The 21,865-nt window shown below is 37.6% G+C and carries 26 protein-coding genes; 6 read left to right on the top strand and 20 right to left on the bottom strand.

What is annotated here, in order from left to right; translation table 11 throughout:
• Positions 1–9: 9 nt before the first annotated feature.
• The 11 genes from BUB48_RS09750 to BUB48_RS09700 form a co-directional block, all read right to left on the bottom strand.
• Positions 10–294 (bottom strand): BMC domain-containing protein, encoded by a 285-nt coding sequence (locus BUB48_RS09750; protein ID WP_073026049.1) that lies wholly within the window; start codon positions 292–294, stop codon positions 10–12.
• 25 nt (positions 295–319) lie between these two features.
• Positions 320–1,762 carry an acetaldehyde dehydrogenase (acetylating) gene (locus BUB48_RS09745; RefSeq protein WP_073026048.1) on the bottom strand — a complete coding sequence of 481 codons (1,443 nt, stop codon included), beginning with the start codon at positions 1,760–1,762 and terminating at the stop codon, positions 320–322.
• Complete coding sequence (locus BUB48_RS18860; protein WP_073026047.1) at positions 1,749–2,357, bottom strand: BMC domain-containing protein; 609 nt, start codon at positions 2,355–2,357, stop codon at positions 1,749–1,751. The genes BUB48_RS09745 and BUB48_RS18860 overlap by 14 nt, the downstream gene beginning before the upstream one ends.
• A gap of 14 nt (positions 2,358–2,371) precedes the next feature.
• The gene (gene eutL / locus BUB48_RS09735) at positions 2,372–3,025 is read right to left on the bottom strand and encodes an ethanolamine utilization microcompartment protein EutL (RefSeq protein WP_073026046.1); all 654 of its coding nucleotides are present in this window, start codon (positions 3,023–3,025) and stop codon (positions 2,372–2,374) included.
• Between the two features lie 33 nt (positions 3,026–3,058).
• Positions 3,059–3,955, bottom strand: coding sequence for an ethanolamine ammonia-lyase subunit EutC (eutC, locus tag BUB48_RS09730; protein WP_073026045.1), 897 nt, complete (start codon positions 3,953–3,955; stop codon positions 3,059–3,061).
• A 17-nt stretch (positions 3,956–3,972) separates the two neighbouring features.
• Positions 3,973–5,337 carry an ethanolamine ammonia-lyase subunit EutB gene (locus BUB48_RS09725; RefSeq protein ID WP_073026044.1) on the bottom strand — a complete coding sequence of 455 codons (1,365 nt, stop codon included), beginning with the start codon at positions 5,335–5,337 and terminating at the stop codon, positions 3,973–3,975.
• Positions 5,338–5,352: 15 nt separating this feature from the next.
• Positions 5,353–6,780, bottom strand: coding sequence for an ethanolamine ammonia-lyase reactivating factor EutA (eutA, locus tag BUB48_RS09720; RefSeq protein ID WP_073026043.1), 1,428 nt, complete (start codon positions 6,778–6,780; stop codon positions 5,353–5,355).
• A 96-nt stretch (positions 6,781–6,876) separates the two neighbouring features.
• Complete coding sequence (locus BUB48_RS09715; protein WP_242944196.1) at positions 6,877–8,307, bottom strand: sensor histidine kinase; 1,431 nt, start codon at positions 8,305–8,307, stop codon at positions 6,877–6,879.
• Positions 8,308–8,889, bottom strand: a complete 582-nt coding sequence (locus BUB48_RS09710; protein WP_073026042.1) for an ANTAR domain-containing response regulator — start codon at positions 8,887–8,889, stop codon at positions 8,308–8,310.
• Positions 8,890–8,989: 100 nt separating this feature from the next.
• Positions 8,990–9,418 (bottom strand): EutP/PduV family microcompartment system protein, encoded by a 429-nt coding sequence (locus BUB48_RS09705; RefSeq protein ID WP_073026041.1) that lies wholly within the window; start codon positions 9,416–9,418, stop codon positions 8,990–8,992.
• A gap of 9 nt (positions 9,419–9,427) precedes the next feature.
• Positions 9,428–9,814 (bottom strand): BMC domain-containing protein, encoded by a 387-nt coding sequence (locus tag BUB48_RS09700; protein WP_084524473.1) that lies wholly within the window; start codon positions 9,812–9,814, stop codon positions 9,428–9,430.
• A gap of 264 nt (positions 9,815–10,078) precedes the next feature.
• On the opposite strand from BUB48_RS09700, the gene BUB48_RS09695 reads away from it, so the two are divergent.
• Entirely contained in the window at positions 10,079–10,789 is a 711-nt protein-coding gene (locus BUB48_RS09695; protein ID WP_073026040.1) for a hypothetical protein, read from the top strand.
• A 69-nt stretch (positions 10,790–10,858) separates the two neighbouring features.
• Here the strand turns inward: BUB48_RS09695 and BUB48_RS09690 are convergent, their stop codons facing one another.
• The 3 genes from BUB48_RS09690 to BUB48_RS09680 all read right to left on the bottom strand — a co-directional run bounded on the left by BUB48_RS09690 (position 10,859) and on the right by BUB48_RS09680 (position 12,949).
• Positions 10,859–11,038 (bottom strand): DUF1540 domain-containing protein, encoded by a 180-nt coding sequence (locus BUB48_RS09690; RefSeq protein WP_073026039.1) that lies wholly within the window; start codon positions 11,036–11,038, stop codon positions 10,859–10,861.
• 74 nt (positions 11,039–11,112) lie between these two features.
• The gene (gene sfsA / locus BUB48_RS09685) at positions 11,113–11,802 is read right to left on the bottom strand and encodes a DNA/RNA nuclease SfsA (protein ID WP_073026038.1); all 690 of its coding nucleotides are present in this window, start codon (positions 11,800–11,802) and stop codon (positions 11,113–11,115) included.
• Positions 11,792–12,949: an aminotransferase class V-fold PLP-dependent enzyme gene (locus tag BUB48_RS09680; RefSeq protein ID WP_073026037.1), complete on the bottom strand. Its 1,158-nt coding sequence runs from the start codon at positions 12,947–12,949 to the stop codon at positions 11,792–11,794. Before BUB48_RS09680 ends, sfsA begins: the two co-directional genes overlap by 11 nt.
• Before the next feature lie 168 nt (positions 12,950–13,117).
• Between BUB48_RS09680 and yedE the strand changes: the two genes are divergently transcribed.
• Genes yedE through BUB48_RS09665 form a run of 3 tightly spaced genes read left to right on the top strand, consistent with a single transcriptional unit; the run spans position 13,118 to position 14,648 of the window.
• Entirely contained in the window at positions 13,118–14,203 is a 1,086-nt protein-coding gene (yedE, locus tag BUB48_RS09675) for a YedE family putative selenium transporter (RefSeq protein ID WP_073026036.1), read from the top strand.
• On the top strand, positions 14,193–14,405 hold the full coding sequence (locus BUB48_RS09670) for a sulfurtransferase TusA family protein (RefSeq protein WP_139249959.1): 213 nt from the start codon (positions 14,193–14,195) through the stop codon (positions 14,403–14,405). Before yedE ends, BUB48_RS09670 begins: the two co-directional genes overlap by 11 nt.
• Positions 14,406–14,411: 6 nt before the next feature.
• Complete coding sequence (locus BUB48_RS09665; RefSeq protein ID WP_073026096.1) at positions 14,412–14,648, top strand: DUF3343 domain-containing protein; 237 nt, start codon at positions 14,412–14,414, stop codon at positions 14,646–14,648.
• 21 nt (positions 14,649–14,669) lie between these two features.
• Here the strand turns inward: BUB48_RS09665 and BUB48_RS09660 are convergent, their stop codons facing one another.
• The 3 genes from BUB48_RS09660 to ric all read right to left on the bottom strand — a co-directional run bounded on the left by BUB48_RS09660 (position 14,670) and on the right by ric (position 16,221).
• Entirely contained in the window at positions 14,670–15,227 is a 558-nt protein-coding gene (locus tag BUB48_RS09660) for a hemerythrin domain-containing protein (protein WP_073026095.1), read from the bottom strand.
• Between the two features lie 66 nt (positions 15,228–15,293).
• Complete coding sequence (locus BUB48_RS09655; RefSeq protein ID WP_073026034.1) at positions 15,294–15,491, bottom strand: DUF1858 domain-containing protein; 198 nt, start codon at positions 15,489–15,491, stop codon at positions 15,294–15,296.
• Between the two features lie 31 nt (positions 15,492–15,522).
• Positions 15,523–16,221, bottom strand: a complete 699-nt coding sequence (ric, locus tag BUB48_RS09650) for an iron-sulfur cluster repair di-iron protein (RefSeq protein ID WP_073026033.1) — start codon at positions 16,219–16,221, stop codon at positions 15,523–15,525.
• A gap of 187 nt (positions 16,222–16,408) precedes the next feature.
• Between ric and BUB48_RS09645 the strand changes: the two genes are divergently transcribed.
• Positions 16,409–17,599: an anaerobic nitric oxide reductase flavorubredoxin gene (locus BUB48_RS09645; protein ID WP_073026032.1), complete on the top strand. Its 1,191-nt coding sequence runs from the start codon at positions 16,409–16,411 to the stop codon at positions 17,597–17,599.
• Between the two features lie 25 nt (positions 17,600–17,624).
• Here BUB48_RS09645 and BUB48_RS09640 read toward each other — a convergent pair whose 3' ends face one another.
• The 3 genes from BUB48_RS09640 to BUB48_RS09630 all read right to left on the bottom strand — a co-directional run bounded on the left by BUB48_RS09640 (position 17,625) and on the right by BUB48_RS09630 (position 20,602).
• Positions 17,625–18,095, bottom strand: a complete 471-nt coding sequence (locus BUB48_RS09640) for a pyridoxamine 5'-phosphate oxidase family protein (RefSeq protein WP_073026031.1) — start codon at positions 18,093–18,095, stop codon at positions 17,625–17,627.
• A 27-nt stretch (positions 18,096–18,122) separates the two neighbouring features.
• Positions 18,123–19,481 (bottom strand): CCA tRNA nucleotidyltransferase, encoded by a 1,359-nt coding sequence (locus BUB48_RS09635; protein ID WP_073026030.1) that lies wholly within the window; start codon positions 19,479–19,481, stop codon positions 18,123–18,125.
• A gap of 197 nt (positions 19,482–19,678) precedes the next feature.
• Complete coding sequence (locus tag BUB48_RS09630; protein ID WP_084524472.1) at positions 19,679–20,602, bottom strand: hypothetical protein; 924 nt, start codon at positions 20,600–20,602, stop codon at positions 19,679–19,681.
• Between the two features lie 175 nt (positions 20,603–20,777).
• Here BUB48_RS09630 and BUB48_RS09625 point away from each other — a divergent pair, with 175 nt between their 5' ends.
• Positions 20,778–21,770 (top strand): LCP family protein, encoded by a 993-nt coding sequence (locus BUB48_RS09625; protein ID WP_073026028.1) that lies wholly within the window; start codon positions 20,778–20,780, stop codon positions 21,768–21,770.
• Positions 21,771–21,865 lie beyond the last annotated feature (95 nt).

Here is a 21,865-nt window from a genome sequence, read left to right as displayed (position 1 = left end):
CCATTATCTTTATCCTTCCAACTTGGGCAATATCATTTCAACTTCACTATGAGGTCTTGGAATTACATGCACAGATATGAGTTCCCCAACTCTTTCGGCAGCGGCTGCTCCAGCATCCGTTGCAGCCTTAACAGCCCCTACATCGCCCCTAACCATCACTGTTACCAAACCTCCGCCAACTAGAACTTTTCCTATGAGTGTTACATTTGCAGCCTTTACCATGGCATCTGCTGCTTCAATAGCTCCAACCAAACCTTTAGTTTCAATCATTCCCAATGCATTTGTATTAGACATTTATATTCCTCCTTTAAATATTATTTTATTGTTTTAATCTTTCCAACACCAACTTGACAATCTTATCAATGTCTATATCTTCCTTTTTGACTTCCTGTTTTTTATCATGCAGATCCTCAGCCTCTAAAACTCCATAGGCCAATCTTCTGATATTTATAAGGTTCATTGGGCCCACATTATCTGATGTAGCGCTTCCTCCTATGGCACCGCAGCCCAGAGTGAGGGAAGGGAACAGATTGGTGGTGGCTCCAATGGCTCCTTGAGAAGAAGAAGTATTGACCAACATTCTGGATACAGGTTTTTTCAATGCAAATTCTCTTATTACATTTTCATCTCGTGAATGTATTACCAGGGTATGACCCAATCCACCATTCTTCAAAAGCTCTATACATCTCTCGCAGGCTCTTTGCCAATCTTCTTCCGAATAGAATGCCAATATAGGAGATAGCTTTTCTATTGAAAATGGATAATCCTTTCCAACCCCGGCTTGTTCGCATACTATTACCCTAGTTCCCGGAGGCACTGTGATTCCTGCCATGGCAGCAATTTTTTCTGCCGACTGACCTACAATTTTGGGATTAAGATGACCATCTGGTTTTACCACGAGACGTGCCAACTTTTCCATGTCATGGCCATATACAAAATAGGCACCTTGCCTTACCAGTTCTTTCTGCACTTCTTTCTTAATACAATTTTCTGTGACTATGGCCTGTTCTGAGGCACATATGGTTCCATTGTCAAAGGTCTTGCTGTCCAGTATCCGCTTTACCGCCAATGGTATATCTGCACTTCTTTCAATGAATGCAGGCACGTTTCCCGGTCCAACTCCAAGTGCAGGAGTTCCTGAGCTATATGCCGCCTTTACCATGGCGGAACCTCCTGTTGCCAGTATCAAAGAGGATAACTTCATTAATTCTGCTGTACCTTCAGCAGTGGGAAAAGACATGCAGCTTATGATTCCTTCCGGTGCACCTAGTTTCTCAGCCACGTCCTTCATAATCTTTGTTGCTTCCATAATACATCCCTTTGCAGATGGGTGTGGACTCAAGATTATTGCGTTTCCCGACTTTACAGATATCAAAATCTTATATATGGTCGTTGAGGTTGGATTGGTGGAAGGTACCAGTCCTGCTATGACTCCCACTGGGGTACCGATTTCTATAATCTTCTTCTCCTTATCCTCATTTATTATTCCTATAGTTTTCATGGCTTTAATGCTCTCATATAGTCTCTTGCTTGCAAATTTATTTTTTATAACTTTATCCTCGTATTTGCCAAATCCAGTTTCATTTACTGCAAGATCTGCAAGATATTCTGCATTGGAATAAGCTATTTCTGCCATGCATCTGACTATTTCATCAATTTCAGCCTGACTGAAGGTTGAAAACTCCTTCTGGGCTTCTTTGGCTCTTTGCACCAACATTCTAACTTCCTGAATTGACATCAAGTCAGAATCAACTATCTTCATCCGCTATCTCCCCCCTTTTCAAAGCATCAAGTATTGCTTCTATGAGTTGTTGCTTCTTTCCAAAATTAATTTGATTTTTGTCCAATGATATATTTTTCAACGATCTTGCAATGGCTCTCAACTTAGCTACATTCATCTTGGATAATTGCTCAGCATCAAGATTAAGAGTTGATGCATCTACTTTCTTTTGGTCTCTTTGAGTAACTTGTTTTTTATTTTTTTTCTTCCCTTGACCATCTTTTTTGCTTTGAAGCTCATCTATTTCCTGCTTGCTTTCTACAGGTACATCCATGGAATCGCTTTTTCCATCATGGGGGAACATGAGTTTCCGAACATCTTCTGAAGGTCTTGGAATCACATGGGTAACTACCTTTAAGCCAAGCCTTTCCACTGCTGCTTCTGCGGCACTCAATGCTGCCTTTACAGCTCCCACATCTCCTACGATCATTACATGCATATATCCCCCTTTGACTTTTTCAGATCTTACTAATCTGACATTAGCAGCTTTTAAACATTGATCTACAGCTTCTATATGAGCTATGTATCCGTATGTTTCTAGCATGCCAAGAGCAGTTTGATCATTATACCTTGTCATAGCACATCACATTATTAGTACTTGGTGGGGTTATCCGCTACATACTGCACCGCTGCTGCAAAAGCTTCACAAGCTGCTTTGCAGGCTGACTGGCTGCCCGTCAACAATCCACCGCCAAAGTTGGTCTCTGATGGCGGGCCATAGAAAGCTGCCAATTTTACATCTGCTGCTTTCAATGCTGCATCCAGGGCATACATGGCTTCCAAGGGAGGTGCTATAAGATATGCTAAAGATGCTCCCTCCTCCACGCCTGCTACTTTGGATAGATAGGAACCTGTTCTGGATATGCAGTGGGCATAATATGGTATTGTATTGTCATCATTGGCACTATAGAAACATGCATCGTTTTCTATAAAATCAATGGCTGCATTTAATCCACTTCTCACTTCCGCAGGGTTTGGACCGGCTATAATACCTATGAATTCTCCTGCCAACTTTGTGCTGGCATTGGCAGAACCGGCATACATGGACCTGGCATATACTACCTCAACATCTGCCTTTTTTGTTGCCTCGTCCAATGCAGTATATGACACATCATCAATGTCTGTAGTGAGTATTCCTATACTGCGCTGATGGGGTTTCAAATTCAACTGAGCTGCCATATCAGGATCCACATTGGGTATGATTTTCACACTGAGAACCGTCGCTCTAATAGGATCATTTTTCATTTATCATCCCTCCTACTTAATACATGAAACCAATTACGCCTTCAAATCCAGCCCACTGGCTTTCTTCTCCAGCATCAGTTTTATGAGATCAACTATATGAGCTCCAGCCTCTACTGCCGGAGTGCCACCTTTATGGATATTGGAAACCACATTTCTCTTTGCCTCAGGCATACCAACTTTGGCTTTATATGCTATATAGGCACTCATGCTTTCAGCAGTAACAAGACCCGGTCTCTCTCCTATCAAAACACATGTTACTTCTGCCTCCAGAACTTCTGAAACGTGATCCATAGCCGGCACTCTTCCATATTTCAGGAAGAAAGGTGTACCCACTGTAACTCCGGAACTCTTCAATCCTTGTATTATTACAGGCAATATTTCCGGTGCGTTTGCTTCTATTGCAGTGGAGCTTAATCCGTCAGAAACATATATCTGAACCTTTGGAGACTTAATACATTTTGTCTTCAATATTTCTACCGCTTCATCATCAAGTATTCTTCCTAAATCCGGGCGTGTTAGATATTGATCCTTATCTGTGCATTTAGTTTTTACAGAGAATAGATTCATCTTCTTGATGATTTCTTCTGAAACATCGGTAAATACAGCGTCTTGGGCGGCAGCATGATCCGCTCTGAATCTCAGCATGGTTTCTGTCTTATATCTGGGACCGGCTCTCCATACTCCTATTCTGGCAGGTGTGTTTTCCTTCATTTTTAGTAAACCTTGAAGATTTTCAGGTTGTGTTACAAGTATCTGTTTCTTCAAATCTATGGTTGTTATATCCTGAATATCCTCATCTACATCCTTTGAAGAACCTTCTACAGTGCAACAGTTATCCGCATCGCTTTTTAATTCCGTTTTGCTTGCCGAAACTCCCATCTCTGAAATAACCTGTTCTATTATCTTCTTCAATTCCATTTCTGATATCATTCACTTCACCCCTCTCTCTATTTTAAAAAGATTGATGCGTCACCGGCTCTGGATGTCAGCTTTCCATCCTCCCATAAGCCCATGGATTCCATCCATGCTTCAAATTCTTTAGAGGGTCTTAACTTAAGCAGTTGCCTCAATGAAGCGGCATCATGATATCCAGTACATTGGTAGTTGAGCATCACATCATCTCCGTGAGGTATTCCCATGAAGTAGTTGCAGCCTGCAGTAGTTAACAAAACAGCCAGGTTTTCTATATCATTCTGGTCAGCCTTCATGTGATTCGTGTAGCAAGCATCAACTCCCATAGAAATTCCTGTCAACTTACCCATGAAATGATCCTCAAGACCAGCTCTTATGACTTCCTTGCTGTTGTATAGATATTCCGGACCAATAAATCCCACAACGGTGTTCAACATAAATGGATTATATCTTCTTGCCAAACCATAGCATCTGGCTTCCATGGTTACCTGATCGGCTCCGTGATGTGCATCCGATGAAAGTTCGGAACCTTGACCTGTTTCAAAATACATAACATTGGGACCGGTAGCCGTGCCATACTTGGTTATCATTTCATAGGCTTCATCAAGAAGTTCCACAGATATGCCAAAGGCTTCATTACCTTTTTGAGATCCGGCTATGCTCTGGAAGAACAAATCACTTGGAGCTCCTCTTCTCACTGCTTCCATTTGTGTCGTTACATGGGCTAATACACAACATTGGGTAGGTATCCCCCATTTTTCTTTTATTTCTGCAAAAAGATTGAGCACTGAAATTACATTGTCCACAGTATCTTCCACAGGGTTCAGACCTATTACCGCATCTCCCACACCATAACTTAATCCTTCATATACAGATAACTCTATGCCTTTCAGATTATCTGTTGGATGATTTGGCTGAAGTCTGAAGGACAATGTTCCAGGCAATCCTATAGATGTATTGCAGTGGGCTGTCACCCTTATTTTGCTGGCACCATATATCAGGTCAAGATTGCTCATTATTTTGGCTACGGCAGCCACCATTTCACTGGTCAAGCCTCTACTTATCCTTCTTATATCCTCGGAAGTAGTTTCATTTGAGAGTATCCATTCTCTTAACTCGGATACAGACCAATTCTTGATCTCATTGTATATCCTCTCATTGACCGAATCCTGAATTACCCTTGTCACCTCATCTTCTTCATATGGAACAACAGGATTGTTTCTTAAATCTGCCAGTGTTAGATTGCTCAGAACTTCTTTTGCTGCAATTCTTTCAGCCATGCTTTCAGCACATACACCTGCCAATCTGTCTCCTGATCTTTCTTCATTGGCTTTTCCCAATACTTCCTTTACATCTTTGAACTGATAAACATGTCCGAAGAGCTTTGTTTTTAGTCTCATCTAATCACCTCTTTGCTAAAAATTAAAAATAAGGGTTTTAATAACTACAGGCACTACTCTTCCATCTCCTAAAGGCTTTCCTATATCGATGTAATCTCCGTTTCCCACACTGATTCCATCGATGGAAACAACATCTTTTTCCCTATGGAGCATCTGATACAATGTCTGTCCCAATGCTTTTGCAATGTCATTCTCCACCACCACTATCAGATACTCTTGAGTTTTTAGATATTCTCCTATGCCCCGGACTATACTTTCTGCAATTGCTACAAGCTGTGAGTATTTCGGATTCTTCACCCCCTTTAAGGCCAATGCCATTTGCTGTCCGCCGGATTGCAAATTGTATAGTTCAATGATGCTTCTTATGTTCTCTGCAAGACTTTCTATATCTTCTGGTTCATTGTGAACTTTAAGTATTGGTATGTTCTTTAACGGGAAGCAATTTTTTGTATAGGTTATTGTGCTACCGCTTATCTCCACTGTGTGGGCTCCGGCTCCTACCACTGTGGCTCTTATGGTTTCATTGAGCTTCTTCATTTTTAATCTTCTTGTTATATCTGATTGGCTAATGGCCTTCCCGAGAAGTATGCCGATATCATTGAATCTGAAAACATTGTTGTCAGTAGAGTTATATATGAAATCAGCCACTCCGCCGGAAAAGGTAACATAATCAATGCTATAGTTTCGCTTTAAGTCCTTGCCTGTCAGCATCATTTCCAGCAGCTCAGATTTAGGTCTTAGCCCCAACACTTCTTCCAGAGCTTTGGTCATCTCCTTGCATATGATTTCAGCTTTTCCCACGGTCAGCCTTTCACCTTTCCGAATATCTATGCTCATTCTTTCAGTCAATCTCTTAACCTTTGGTGCTATATACTCTATCCCGGAATTATCCTTAGCCAATCTAATCAACCTGCCTCCTATGTCCAGGCAGGCGGTATCAATCACCTGACCATTCTTGAAAACAGCTATATTGGTAGTACCTCCGCCTATATCCAAATTGACGGCTGTACATTCTTCATCTCTGGAGAAACGCTCTGTACCTGCTCCCTTCCCGGCAATTATGGACTCCAGATCCGGTCCTGCTGTAGCAACCACAAATTCTCCTGCCAATCCAGACAGGCTTTCAAGCACCAGTGAAGCATTTTCCTTTCTGGCAGTTTCACCAGTAATTATTACTGCTCCTGTAGAAACTTCCTCGGGAGAAAATCCCGCCTTTTTGTACTCAGCCTCTATTATCTCCCTTATTTTCTGACCGTCTATGGTCTCCTGATCAATGAGCGGAGTGAAGTAGATAGGGCTTCTGTAGATGACCCTTTTTTCTTTCACTTCAATTCTGGGCACAGAAAACTGTGAAGCTATATTCTCAATCAGTATACTGCTGAAAACCAATTGTGTTGTTGATGTACCTATGTCGATACCTACACTCAATATAGATTCCCTCAACTTATTTCCCCCTTTGAAACAAAGAAGCCAAAAGGATATATAAATGCACATATCCCTTTGGCTTCTTTGCCTCTCCCAGAGTACTTCATTGTACTCCTATTCATTTTTGAAATCAAATTCTACCCTTGTACCAAGCGATGAAGATTCGATACTTAAGGTTCCATTCAACTTATCTCTCACAATGTTTTTTACTATGTTAAGTCCAAGGCTCCCTGGCTTATTCGAATCAACATTGAAACCCACTCCATCATCGACAATGGAAATATTTGAATACATTATGCCTTTTTGAATATTAACCCTAATTTCCCCTTTATCTCTTCCTATAAATGCATATTGCAATGAGTTCTGCAAAAGCTCATTTACCACCAAAGCAATTGAAGTAGCCTTATCTGAGTCTATTATTATGGTATCACCTTTTATCTCAAGGCTTATATCTTTATTGGGTACCATGCCGTAGCTTAAAATATATTCCTTCAGCCTTTCCAAAATGGTCTTTATATCAACATCATCAACCCCATTTTGAGCAAGTATCTCATGAGTAACGGCAATGCTTAAAATTCTGTTTATGCTTTCACTGAAATACTTCTTTACCTGCTCATTGTCTATTCGCCTTGACTGAAGTCTCAAAATGCTGGCAATGGTCTGCAGATTGTTTTTTACCCTGTGATGTATTTCTCTTATGGCAAAGGATTTTAGAATCAATTCCTTTTCCTTCTCTTTTACTTCCGTAATATCCTTTATAAGCATTGTAAGCCCCTTAATCTTGTCTTTGCTGGTTATAACTGCATACTTCACCTGCAAAGCTAATTTCCCTACATTTATGTCAAATATATTGCAACTTCTGTCACATATGACAGACTCATAGGTACTGCCATCCAAAACAAGATTGTTAAAATGCATTCCTATTATGTTATCTTTATATCCAAGCTTCTTATACAGTTCAATTGCTACAGGATTTGCATATGTAGCAAAACCATTTTCATCAAATATGACTATGGCATCATTTAGATGTTTTGTTATGCTGTTTTCAACATCTGCCTCCTTAAAGGAAAGCAGCGTCTCAGCAAGCTGTTGCGCTGTTTCGGACAATATTTCCATATGCCTGTCGTGGTTCAGGTCTTCGGTAATATCTTGCTCCATGATGAGAACTGCTATGGTTTTTCCTTCATCATTCTTTATAGGAACCACATTTTGCTTAACCGTAGCATTTTCCTGGGTTATGGCCTTTAGATCCCTTGTAATCATACCCGTCTCAAGGGTTCTCAAGGCCGCAGGTTCATTCTCCCTCAAAGCCAATTCTCCAACAACAGTATACTTATACATGGATGGGTACATGGAAGGCTTGGCTTCTGCCACTACTATGGCCTCATTTGGGTCCCTTGTAAGGCAATCTATGAAGACATCGGCTTTTACAAGATCAGCAATAATAGGAAGTATATCTGCTATTCTTTCAAGCTTTTCTATGTCATCGTCTTTTAGATCTGTATGTACTAGGCATAACTCCCTTAACTTCTCTTTGTCCATCATTTACAAGGCTTCCTTTTCATTGATAAGTATTGTCTCTGCAATCTTTTTCATCGGACAACGCTTATCCATACTTAGCTTTCTTATATGTCTGTATGCCTCGTCTTCATTAAAACCATATTTTTTCATCATCAATCCTTTAGCAATTTCTATGACTTTTCTATTTTCCAGATTTTCTTTCATTTTGATATAATCCTGTTTTATCCTTTTTAGTTCTTCTCCTTTTGATATTGCTATCTCTATGGAGGTAATGAGAGTCTTTTCATCCACAGGTTTGACCAAGTAACCCATAACCCCTGCCTCCTTGGCCTGTTCTATGAATTCATTGCCGCTGTAAGCTGATAGCAATACCACAGAGAGGGCAAGATTTTCATTTGATATCACCTTGGCTGCCTTCAGTCCATCCAGAAAAGGCATCTTAACATCCATCAAAACTAAATCGGGATTGCTTTTTCTGCACATTTCAACTGCATCAAAACCATCAGAGGCTTCGCCTACAATTGCATAACCATGATCCTGCAACATCTCACATAAGTCCATCCTAGTAATAGGCTCATCATCGGCTATTACTATTCTTTTCATCATGCTACCCCCTTCACATACTGGTTTAACTTGCACCATTGCAAAACAACCATTATGTATTTCTTCTTTTTGTCCTTTTTCTGAAATTTATATATATAACGCATCACAAATATTCCAGAAAATTTCTTAAATCATCCAGTCCTTCTCCTGTATATGAACTTATCTTGTATATTTTTTCTGCTCCTGCATTTTGTAGGCACCTGATTGCTGATTCTATATTCTCTATACCCGTATCAGTTTTAGTTACGACTCCTATGGCAGGTTTATTGAACATATACGCAAATCCTGGAGGAAAATAGCACTCTGCATCATTGACATCTTTAATCAATAATATGGCATCTGCGTCTAATGATGTAACCAGCAAAGCTTTATAATATCTTTTATTCTCAAGATACTCACCAGGAGTATCTATTATGTTGTTGCAATACTCTATGGACTGGGTCTTTTTGTAATCTGATGACATGTTCAATAGCTTTCTGGTGAGAGTAGTCTTACCTGAACCGCTCCTACCTATAAGAATTATCTTTTTCATTTCTATCTCCTAGGATTTTGTTATATTAGCTGTACTGAAGGATAGAACTCCCTGAAACACCTCGATTATGCTATTCATGGCAGCTTCCACATCTGCAACACTGCCGCTTATAACCAGAGATCCGCTGAATCTATCCAAAAATCCGATTTCTACATCTGCAGCCTTAGTAGCTATGTCAGCAGCTATTATGGCTGCTTCGCTGGGGGTAATGGTAAGAATGCCCAAAGCTGTTTGTTTATCCTCACTGATTCCCAGCTTCCTGTAAACAGCATGCTGTGGGCTGGCAATAATATGGGCAAGTGTTATCTGTTTCCCTGGCACATATTCCTGTATCACCCTATTTATATGCTCTACCCCAATGTTAATCCTCTCCTCATTATAAATAAAAGCTTCCATGACAAGACAAGGTCTCTCTAAGGAAGCTTCATCGCTTTATATTGTACGCCGTTGTACAATATACTTTATTCACTTTTCAGAATATTTATTATTTTATATTATTTTAATTTACTTTCACATCAATGTCAATAAAGAATCGATAATGATAATATTTAAATTATTGGGGAAATATACTAATTAATCCATAATACATGAAACATATGATTGTATTAACTTTTTTCTCATGCTATACTTTGTATAACATATGTATTGGAGGATGTGCTTATGAATCTGATCGAATTTTTGAAAAAACAGAATATTATTGATGAAAAGAAATCCGAAAAGTTCATCAAAATATTAGAACATTACTCTGAAAATGATGTACTTTATCCGTACGTGATTAAGGACCTTGATCTTACTATAAATGAATATGAACGACTGTTTAATGAACTGGAGAAAAGGGACTATGTGTCCACATTATACATCATTCAGTGTCCTTATTGCAATGAGCTGGGGAACTCCTATGTGGATGAAGACGACATACCATTTTTAGATCATTGCAGATTCTGTGAAGCTGAATTCAACCATCAGGAAAATTATATAACGGCCTATAGATTATACTTTAATTATGCTGAAGAAGTAGATGTAATTGAGGAATTAAATGCAAAGATTGCCGCTAACCAGGAAAGAATTATGGAAATAACAGAGGAAATCCATAACCTTGAAAATGCTCGTAAAACCCTTCAACTTGAGAATATAAACTTCATAACCACAAAAAATGAGCTGATGAAAAACAGAAATGAAAGCAAAGCCTATTCAAAAATGATAACCAGAGGTTCTAATGTTAAATTCCTAGGAAAATATCTGGATAACAAAAAACTTGGCCTGAAATGCTTCCGATGCGGTGAAGATATGGAGTTTTTCGATGTAAACGGCAAAATAATGGGAGCCTGCCCTGGATGCGATGCTGAAGTCCAGATGGAATTTGACAAATAACGAATTAAGAAAGGCTTCCTTTGGAAGCATTTTAACAATAAAGGAAGCCTTAACTATCTAATTTATCTATTACATATTATTGGGAGTAAATGTTGCACAGTCTGTATCTTGTGTGTTTTTAGCATTCCTTGGCTGTATTTCTATAGCCTGAGCATTGCAATGATCATGTTGATCATGATATACACAAGTGTTAACCACACATTTCACTCCTGGAATGGGGTTGTGAGTATTGTTTACTCTGCCTTGCATCATATCTACCTCCATTAATTTTTTCAGTAATATTATCTTTCTCTAAAACCCATGTTATGCTGGAATTTTTTCTTTTACAACCCTATTACTGTAATCGGATCAGATATGATTATCTCATCTTTCTTCACAACAGCGTCATAAGCCATAACTTTTACACCCAAGGATGCAGATTTTCTCAATTCTTCTGAGAACTCTGGGTCCATAGCAAAATTTGGTGAGAAGGCTTTAACCCCTTTCATTTGTATCAAAAAAATGATGTATCCTTCATAACCATTGGCTACTGCATCAGCCATTTCCTCCATATGCTTCCTGCCTCTTTCTGTAGGCGCATCAGGAAACATGGCCAACCCATTTTCTTCCAAAGTCACGCCTTTAACTTCTATAAAACCTTTGGAATCTTCTCTTTCAAAATATATGTCAAATCGAGAGTCTCCATAGGTTACTTCTCTTTTTATGTTCTCCACATTTAATATTTCAGATATTTTGTTATTTTTTATTCCTTCAAATACAACCGCATTGGGTATCTGCGAATCAATATTGATAAGGGTATTGCCCTTGTAAGCTGCTATTAAGGAGTATGCAGTCTTTCTGTTTGGATTTTTGGATTTCTCAAGTATTACCTTTGTTCCTTCAATAAGAATCTCTCGACATCTTCCGGTGTTTCTAACATGAACAATTTCCTCTTTCCCATCTACCAAAACATGAGCAAGAAATCTGTTTGGCCTTTTTATGAATTGTGCTTCTATTACTTCTTTATACTTCATATTTCAATATTTTCTCCAATGCCTCTATAGCATAATGTATTTCCTTCTCAGTATTGAAGTGACTAAAAGAAAATCTAACTGTTCCCTGAGGGAAAGTTTCAAGAGTCTTATGGGCTGAAGGTGCACAATGCAATCCGCATCTGGTGGCAATACCAAAATCCTTATCCAGTAAATATGATATCTCTGCATTATCCCTATCCCTGCAATCTAATGATACCACTGCGGTTCTTCCTTCAGTTCCTTCTAATCCAACCAGTCTCACATTTTTCAAAGCTTTCACACCCTCTATGAAAGATCTGGTCAATTCCATTTCCTTTCTTCTTATATTCTCTATTTTTTCTTTTTCGATATATTTTAATGCTTCATTCAAGCCAAAAATACCCGGAATATTTATTGTACCGCATTCAAATTTATCCGGCATAAAAGACGGAATCTCCTCGGAATCCGACATGCTTCCGGTACCTCCTGAAACCAAAGGTTCCATCATTTCCGCCATTTCATCAGTAATTATGAAGCCTCCGACTCCCTGTGGCCCCAGTAAACCTTTGTGTCCTGTAAATGCAAGGCCATCAATATTCATTTTTTTCATGTCTATATCAATAGCTCCTGCTGTTTGAGCACAATCCACGATAAACTTGACATTATGCTCCTCGCATATCTTACCCACTTCATATGCAGGCATTATAGTTCCGCAAACATTGGAAGCATGAGTTATAATGACAGCTTTTGTGTTATTCTTTATATGCTTTTCTATATCCTTAGGATCTAGTTTTCCTTCTATATCGCATTTTACTCTTGTGAATTCTACACCTTTTTTATGCATTTGCATCAAAGGTCTCATAACAGCGTTATGCTCCATGGATGTAACAATGCAATGGTCTCCCGGCTTTAACAGGCCTTTAATTATGAAATTCAAACTATATGTGATGTTTGGGGTAAATATAACATTATTGCTGCTAGAAAAGTTAAACAACCTTGCCAATCTTTCCCTGGTATCTAAAACCACTTCTGCAGCAGAGTAAGCGCTTTTATATCCTCCTCTGTTGATATTAGTTCCTATATTCTCTATATAATCTATCATTGCTTTAGCTACACCCGGCGCTTTAGGATAGGATGTAGCTCCATTATCCAAATACACTCGCTCCACAATAATCCCTCCAATGATTTAATAGTACTACAAAAAAGAATCCTAAGCCATAAATAAATTATAGATAGTTTCTATTGAGTTATATTTCTCTATAGATAAATCAAATGCTAAAACATTGATAATTATATTATACTTAACTTGCGTAGTAAATATAGGGAGGTATGGAAAATGAAAGAAAAAAGAGGAATCATTCTGACCGGAATTATAGTCGGCATTATAGCTGTCCTGCTTACAAAACTAGGTAACCCCGGCAATATGGGTTTTTGTATAGCTTGCTTCATAAGGGATACAGCTGGAGCATTAGGTCTTCATAGTGCAGGAGTGGTTCAATATGCTCGTCCTGAAATAATTGGCCTTGTCTTAGGAGCTTTCCTTATGTCAATTGCAGGAAAAGAGTTTTATGCTCGTGGCGGATCTGCTCCTTTCTCAAGATTTATTCTAGGCTTCACAGTAATGATAGGTGCTTTAATGTTCCTAGGATGCCCACTTAGAATGATGTTAAGAATCGCAGGTGGAGACTTAAATGCAATAATAGGCCTCGTAGGTTTTGCTGTAGGAATATACCTAGGTATCATATTCCTTAACAAAGGCTTTAGCCTGAAAAGAACATACAACCTTCCTAAGTTTGAAGGCTATCTTTTCCCAATTGTCATAATTGCTCTTCTTGTAGTATTTTTAGCTACCCCATCGCTTCTAATCTTCAGCCAGGAAGGACCCGGTTCTTTACATGCGCCTGTGCTCATATCATTGGCTGCAGGACTTATTGTCGGAGCATTGGCTCAAAAAACAAGACTTTGCACCGTTGGAGGCATAAGGGACTTAATACTATTCAAGGACTGGCATTTGATCTCCGGCTTCATAGCAATAATCGCAACAGCTTTAATTGGAAACATCCTTCTTGGTCAGTTTAAGGCCGGATTTACAGGTCAGCCTGTTGCTCATACCGATGGTTTATGGAACTTCCTTGGTATGGCTCTCGCCGGTTTCGGATCAGTATTACTGGGAGGATGTCCTTTAAGACAATTAATATTAGCCTCTGAGGGAAATATTGATTCTGTTATTACAGTATTAGGCTTAACCTTTGGAGCAGCCTTTGCCCATAATTTTAAACTGGCTTCATCAGCTAATGGACCAACCACCAGAGGACAAATAGCTGTAATAATTGGCTTTATTGTAGTGTTAGCCATTGCTTACTTCAATACAGAAAAATCTGCGGATATCAAAATAAAGGAGGATGTTGAAATTGAAGCTTAATTCCATAGATGCAAGAGGAAGATCCTGCCCTGAGCCTGCACTTATAACAAAAAAAGCTCTTCAGGGCAATCCTGAAGCATTAGAAGTTCTTGTAGATAATATGACAGCAAGAGAAAATGTGACCCGCTTTGCCAAAAATTCAGGTTACAATGTAGAAGTTATTCAAAAGGGTAGCGACTACATTTTAAACCTAAAAAAATAAATGGCTATGGATTATATCGCAACTTTCTTTTCACACATTGGAGCCATAAAATACAGTAAGTTTTTATCAAGCAGGAACATATCCTCAGAAACAATGCCAGTACCTAGAAAACTAAGCTCAAGCTGCGGTGTTTGTGTTAAATTTAAAACCGGCGAAAATATAAAAAACATGATAAGTGAAGATATTGACAAAGTATATGTGTTAGAAGGCTCTGATGTAAAGCTTATATATGAAAATAAATAGGAATCCATGAAAAATGGGTTCCTATTTATTTACCTTAGCTTCCAATTCTGACAACATGACAAGATATTTATATTGTACTTCTGCACCTTCCGCCTTCTTTTCAAAGTTGGCACTTTCATCATCAATCAACTTCAGCGTATCTTTCTTCAAATTGTTTTCGGCAAACTTATATATTACATTATCTTCCTTATCGATATGTCTCTTTAATAGATTCACATATCCCATGGCACTGGCAATGATGTCAAGTTTCGCATCTTCATCTCCACTTTCCAGTTTTTTCAATGCTTCTTCCAATTCACTCATATACAGCCTTCCTAGATCATGCTCTACCAACATTCCATGCCTTACAAGTTTATCCGCAAGAGAACCAAGCTCATCCATCATCCTGTTAAACAGCAGCGTTTCTTCTTTGCCATGATGATGTTTATCAGCATAGTTCCTCACAAAATCTATTATCTTATAAAAATCTTTATAATCCACCGGCTCATGTTTCAATACTCTAAGACAATACCTTCTAACTACTTCCAGCATCCTGAGAATATTCTGATGTTCCATTTTCATTATATCTATACTGTTCAATGCATCAACCTCCACCCATATATAATTCAGGGTAAAGAGCATAATAACCACCCTTTACCCCCGAATTTATTCATTAACAGCTTCTTTTAACCTTTTAATCAATACATCCACATCAAAACCATGAACTGCTGCAGCCTCTTCCAGAGTCTCTGCCTGAGATGCCGGGCAGCCCACACAACCCATGCCAAAACTCATGAGTATCTCAATGCACTCGGGATATTGTCTTATTATTTCACCAATGGTCATGTCTTTGTTAATAGCCATTTTCACACCTCCTAAATCTTTCTTAAAGTTATTATCCCTCATATCTCTTAAATAAAATATTATTTTCAAGATGTATATGAAGGAAAATATCTCTCTCCATTTCCTGAAGCTTTGTATATGTCAAATCAAAAGTTCTGCATGCATCATCAGGCACAACATAATCATGAGTTGTCTTTTTTAACTCCTTCAATATATTACCTGCTGCTTCATGCTCACCTCGAAGGCTTCTTATACATTCCAGCACATCGTCCTTTTCCCTTTCTTCTTTTTCCTCTTCGAATGCCTTAATCAAGGGGAATATTACATCTTCTTCTTTTTTAAGATGATCCTCCAATTCATTCCTTAAATCTTCATAAAGATTCTTGACTTTACTTAATTCCGGATGCCTATCTCCATGGGCAGCAAGAATTCTTTGGGTAAGTTTAGACAATGTAGGCATCTCTTCCCATAAAAATTTATGGTGGGTATTGACAATATGGTCCATAAGGCCTATGGAAGAATATTTAGCATAATCTTCATATTCCTGCTTTTGTTGTGCAAAGTCTTCATATCTACTGTTAATTTCATTCAAAATCTTTTCTGCTTCAACATTGCTCTCTTGGGCTGCAATATTTAACGGTTTGTTGCCTCCACAGCAAAAATCAATATTATAATCCATAAATATATCGGCTGCTGCAGAATACATTGCTACTATATCTCCCACCCTATCGTTTACATTGAACTTTCCCATATTATAAAGCCCTCCTTCATATCCTTTGCTTAGTTATATTTTAACCTTAAATCAATATTTGTGTTGTAACAATTATCACAAAAATTAGTTATTCTTAAATAATATTCTGTGTTATTGAAAATAATTATTACATATGACGATATTTATCATAATCTACATAAACCTTAAAAAAATAAGGAGTGATAAAATGGCATTCAAAGTAACAGATAAAGTAATCTGGGTAGGAAAAATAGATTGGGGACTTCGCAGATTCCATGGTGATGAATATTCTACCCACAGAGGTTCATCATATAACGCCTATCTGATTAGGGATAAGAAAAATGTGCTTATCGACACAGTATGGCTTCCCTTTGCAAAAGAGTTTGTAGATGAACTGAGAAAAGAAATCAATTTGAAAGATATAGACTATATAGTAATGAATCACGGTGAAATAGACCACAGCGGCGCCTTATCAGAGCTTATGAAACATATACCTGATACACCAATTTACTGTACTGCAAATGCTGTAAAATCTCTGAAGGGACATTATCATCAGGATTGGAACTTTGTAACTGTCAAAACCGGCGATGTGCTGGACATTGGAGAAAGCAAATTGACATTTATAGAGGCAAGGATGCTCCATTGGCCGGATACCATGTTCACCTACATGTCGGGAGAAAACATACTTTTCAGCAATGATGCCTTCGGTCATCATCTTGCTGCAGACCCCATGTTCAACGATTCAGTTGATCAGGCAGAACTGTATTATGAATCTATGAAATATTACGCCAACATATTAACACCCTTTAGCTATCTTATATCCGATAAGATTGAAGAGGTTTTGAGTTTCCATCTTCCTTTGGATATGATTTGCCCCAGCCATGGTGTCATTTGGAGAGAAAATCCTGAACAGATAATTCGTAAATATTTGGAATGGGCTAATGATTATCAAGAAAACCAGATAACCATAATATATGACACCATGTGGAACGGTACTAGAAGAATGGCTGAATATATTTGCAAAGGCATAAGAGAAGCAGATGGGGATGTAACAATAAAACTGCTCAATGTAGCTGATACAGACAAAAATGACTTGATTGTAGAAGTATTCAAATCAAAAGCCATACTTGTAGGATGCCCCACCATAAATAAAGCCATATCTTTTGCAACAATGGGAATATTGGAAATGATAAGAGGTTTGTCTTTCAAGAATAAAAAGGGAGCTGCATTCGGCACTTATGGTTGGAGCGGAGAATCGCCAAAAATTATCAATGAAGAGCTTTCAAAAGCGGGATTCGAAATTGTCAGTCAGCCGCTGAAAGAAATTTGGCATCCTGGTGAAGAGGCATTAAACAGATGCAAAGAATTTGGAAGGAAATTTGTTGAGAATATTATGTAACTAAAAAAGAGTAATGGCCAATCCATTACTCTTTTGCTTTCTTGCCTGTCATATGCTCAATTTCTATTTTAACTATATTTGCCTTTTTGGAATCATTTGCTATGTACTTTTCTCCACTTTCTATATAATCAGGTGAGTACTTTTTAATTATTTCCCTCAATGCTTCTCTCTTCTCATTGTCATCTTCCACTATACTTGCTTTTCCAAACGCTATAACACTCTCGTACTTGGTGCTGAACTTACTGGGTATGAGTTCCGTATTTCCTACAATGCAAAATGAAGCCTTGGGGTTTTCCATAATATTGTCCAGCTTGTGCCCCTCTGTTGCACAATGAAAATATATAACATTATCTTTATAGGCATAGTTTACCGGTACTCCATAAGGATATCCATCGCTTCCTACAGTGGATACAACTCCATACTCGCACCTTTTCAGCAATTCCAAAGCTGTTCCTTCATCCATGGCCTTGTCAATTCTTCTCATTTTTCTAAACATAATGCCACCCCTTACATTTATTATATTTTAAAATCTTTCATTACATTTGGCACTTAGCCATTTATTCAACGCTATTGTCAATAGGGTTTCTTTGTTATTTAACTCGGGATTCTTTATAACCATATTCAATAACTCGTTGAGTGCTTTTCCCATATCTATACCTGGCTTTAATCCGGATTTCATCAAATCCTCTCCATTGATAGCCAGATCTTGTAAACATAAAGGCTCATTATTGCTTATAATCTCCTTCACTGTCTTCTCCATATTGTGAGCATTATCGATCAGTCCTTCTTTATTTTTACACATGGCATCTGCTTTTTGAAGGCTCAATAAGTCAAATATGTTATCCTTTCCTACTTCACAAATTAGCTTCTTTATTTCATATCTTTCATTGCTATTGTAATATCTCATATGATGCTCCACTAATATAGAAACCTTCCTGATTAGCTTGTTTGGGCTTTTTAGCCGTTTCAAAATTTGCTCTGCAATTTGAACGCTCTTTTTATTATGACCATAAAAATGCCCTATACCTTCTTCGTCCTCCGTATAACAATAAGGTTTTCCGATATCATGAAAAAGAGCAGCAAGACGAATGTGCAAAACAGGAGGGGTCTTTTCCAATACACATAAAGTGTGGTGAAAAACATCCATGTCATGATAAGGATTGTTTTGCTGAAAGCCGATGGTAATGAGCAGCTCTGGCAGAATAAAATCCATAAGCCTTGTATCCAGTAGTAAATTAAGTCCATATTTGGGATTGGTTCCGACAATAATCTTGAAAAATTCTTCTCTAATCCTCTCCATGCTTATATTCTTAATAGAGGCTGCCATATACTTTATAGCCTCCAGGGTTTCATCAACTATGGTAAAATTAAGATTTGAAGCAAATCTAACGGCTCTCATCATTCTAAGCCCATCCTCAGAAAATCGATGCAACGGATTTCCTACAGTCCTAATTGTCCCCTTTGCAATATCTTCTTCTCCACCAAAAGGATCAACTATACCTTTTATAGGATTCCACGCCATTGAGTTAACAGTAAAATCTCTCCTTCTCAAATCATCTTCTATATTGTTTCCAAAACTCACCCAATCAGGATGACGTCCATCGCTATAATCTCCTTCCTTTCTAAATGTTGTAACTTCAACTTTGCCATCCCCATTTATTACTGTTACTGTCCCATACTTTTCTCCGGTATTCACAACTGTCTTATCATTGAAAATTTTGATAACTTCCTCAGGCAAGGCTGAAGTTGTCACATCCCAATCCTCAGGATGTTTTTTCAACAATATATCCCTTATACAACCTCCAACAATATAAGCCTCATATCCATTATCTATCAACCTGTCCAATATACCTCTTACATAATGAGGAATATCAATTTTCATGCGTCCAGCTCCTTATACTCATAATGACAAACAGGTAAAAAATTTGCTCAATTTCCCAGGAAATATGTCATATAGTTATGTATGGAAAAGGCAGCAGACTTAAAGCCAACTGCCTGTTTTGATAATCGCTTATCTTGTAAATATTTTACCATAGTATGATGATTAATCAAATATTGTTATAGTTTTAACCTTAATAATTATTTCAAGTTTTCATTCGCTTGGTTCCTATAATTTTTCACTTCTTCTGTCATCTTATATCCATTTTTTTTGATTAGTTCATAATACTCCTTTATAACTTTGGAAACTTGACTATCCTTTGTTATAGCTTTTTCATAGGCTGCCTTAGCCTCATCATCCAACCTGTTGTCGCTTCGACCAAATAATGGAGTATTATCTAGCCCATGTAGTGCCAAGAATATATATTTCCCATACAACTCGTTAATTTTTTCGAACTTTACTGATTCCTTATGCTCATTTAAAAATCTTTCCTGTTTCGATATTCTTTCCAAAAGCTCTCCCCAGCTTATAGCAAGGGCAGCATCCTTTGCAGGAGCTTTACCTGATTCTACAGCCATGATACTAATATAGTCTTTCACGTCTTCAGTAACATAAGCGGAATACTTTTCATAAAACCCATAATCTATCACAGGAAAGAATGAACCTTCTGCCATCTCAACCTTGTAGCCCAGTTCTTCAGTTTCTTTTAGAAGTTCCTTTATTTCTTCATCTTCAATATTCTTGTATTTGAGTTTTTCTAAATCCAATCCAAATTTAAAGGCTTCAAATAATATAGTTTGATTTTCAGTTGTATTATATTTATCCTCCAACTGACCAATATATATTTCTTGTAATTCTTCCAACTTTGCAATAAGTTTCGATGCATTTTCTGGAGACAATTTTTCAATATTCTTGTCCACAAATGAAATAAACTGAGAAATGTTAGTTTCATTATTTATCATATTCTCATATTCCTTTACAATATCATTGTCTCTAGGTTCACTCACATTTGATTCAACACTTGGATTATCTTCCATATCTCGCTTATTTTGCGAAACACAACCGGTACCGAAAGATATAGTCAACACCAGTACAGCTGCTACTAATATTTTTTTATTTATCACTTTGTGTCCTCCTTTTGCATTAACCAACATTTATACCATTAGACGCGCAAAGATGCCTTTTTTCTTTACTTTTTACAATGAATTATTTGACAAAGTTTTTTCTGAAAAGAAAAATCATAACTGCAAATAATAAATTAAACAATATTAATAATTGTGAAAGGTGGAATACCTTCATATGAATAATCAAATAAAAAAAGTTGCCTTGATTTTGGCAATAAGCATTCCAATAGTTCTTATCGCTTGCAGCAGAATTAATATGAGCAAATTAAGCAGCAATGTTATTGAATCCAACAATCAGGAAACAGATGAGGGTATAATTACTAATGATAATAAAGCTGTTGATGAAAACAAAGATATTAATTCCATTGATGAAAACAACAAAGAAACTATTGAAGAAAATTCCCCCAGTGAAAGCATAAATTATGAAGTAAGTACGGAACCGAGTATTACAAATAAAAATTTGCTTATCATCGGCATCGATGCCAGAAAGAATGAACCTGCCAGAGCAGATGCCATAATTCTCATCAATATGAGAAATGATAAGGTAAATTTCATATCTATACCAAGAGATACTCTTATAAAACTTGACAAAAGAGGCAATCAAAAGATCAACGCTTCCTATGCCTATGGAGGCATCGATCTATGTATAGACTCTGTGGAGAAATTGCTTGATACAAAAATTGACAACTACCTTGTATTCAATTTCAAGGCTATACAAAAAGGAGTAGATGCTTTAGGGGGATTTACGGTAACAATACCAAAAACCATAAAAATCAAGGATCCGGAACTAAAAAAATGTTTTACGTTAAGACAAGGAAGCATTAAACTAAACGGCATTCAAACTTTGGAATACTTAAGATACAGGAGTGACGGACGAGGTGATATAGGCAGGATATATAGGCAGCAGGAGTTTATAAAGGATTTACAGCAAAGCTTTTTGAAATTAGAAAATGTACCTCTCATTCCAAAAGCATACTTAGCGGTAAAGGATGAGATTAAAACCGATTTAAGCGCCTCCAATATGGCATCATATTTTATAAGCGCTTATAGGTTGAGAAATAATTTTGAATATTACACTTTGGAAGGATATAGCAAAATGATTGATAAGATTTCCTATTATGTGCTATATAAAGATAGTTTAAATAAAATACGAGGGGTACTGAAATAGGATATAACAAGATAATCTGAAACTTTACCTACAGCAATTGGTGAACTGTTTTTGCATAGCTATTGAGGGGTGTGCTCCAAGCCAATGTGCACTCT

This window comes from Lutispora thermophila DSM 19022 (assembly GCF_900142105.1).
GTDB classification, from domain to species: Bacteria; Bacillota; Clostridia; order Lutisporales; family Lutisporaceae; genus Lutispora; species Lutispora thermophila.
The sequence above is the reverse complement of the archived record's forward strand: the minus strand, read 5'-3'. Positions and strand labels throughout refer to the sequence as shown.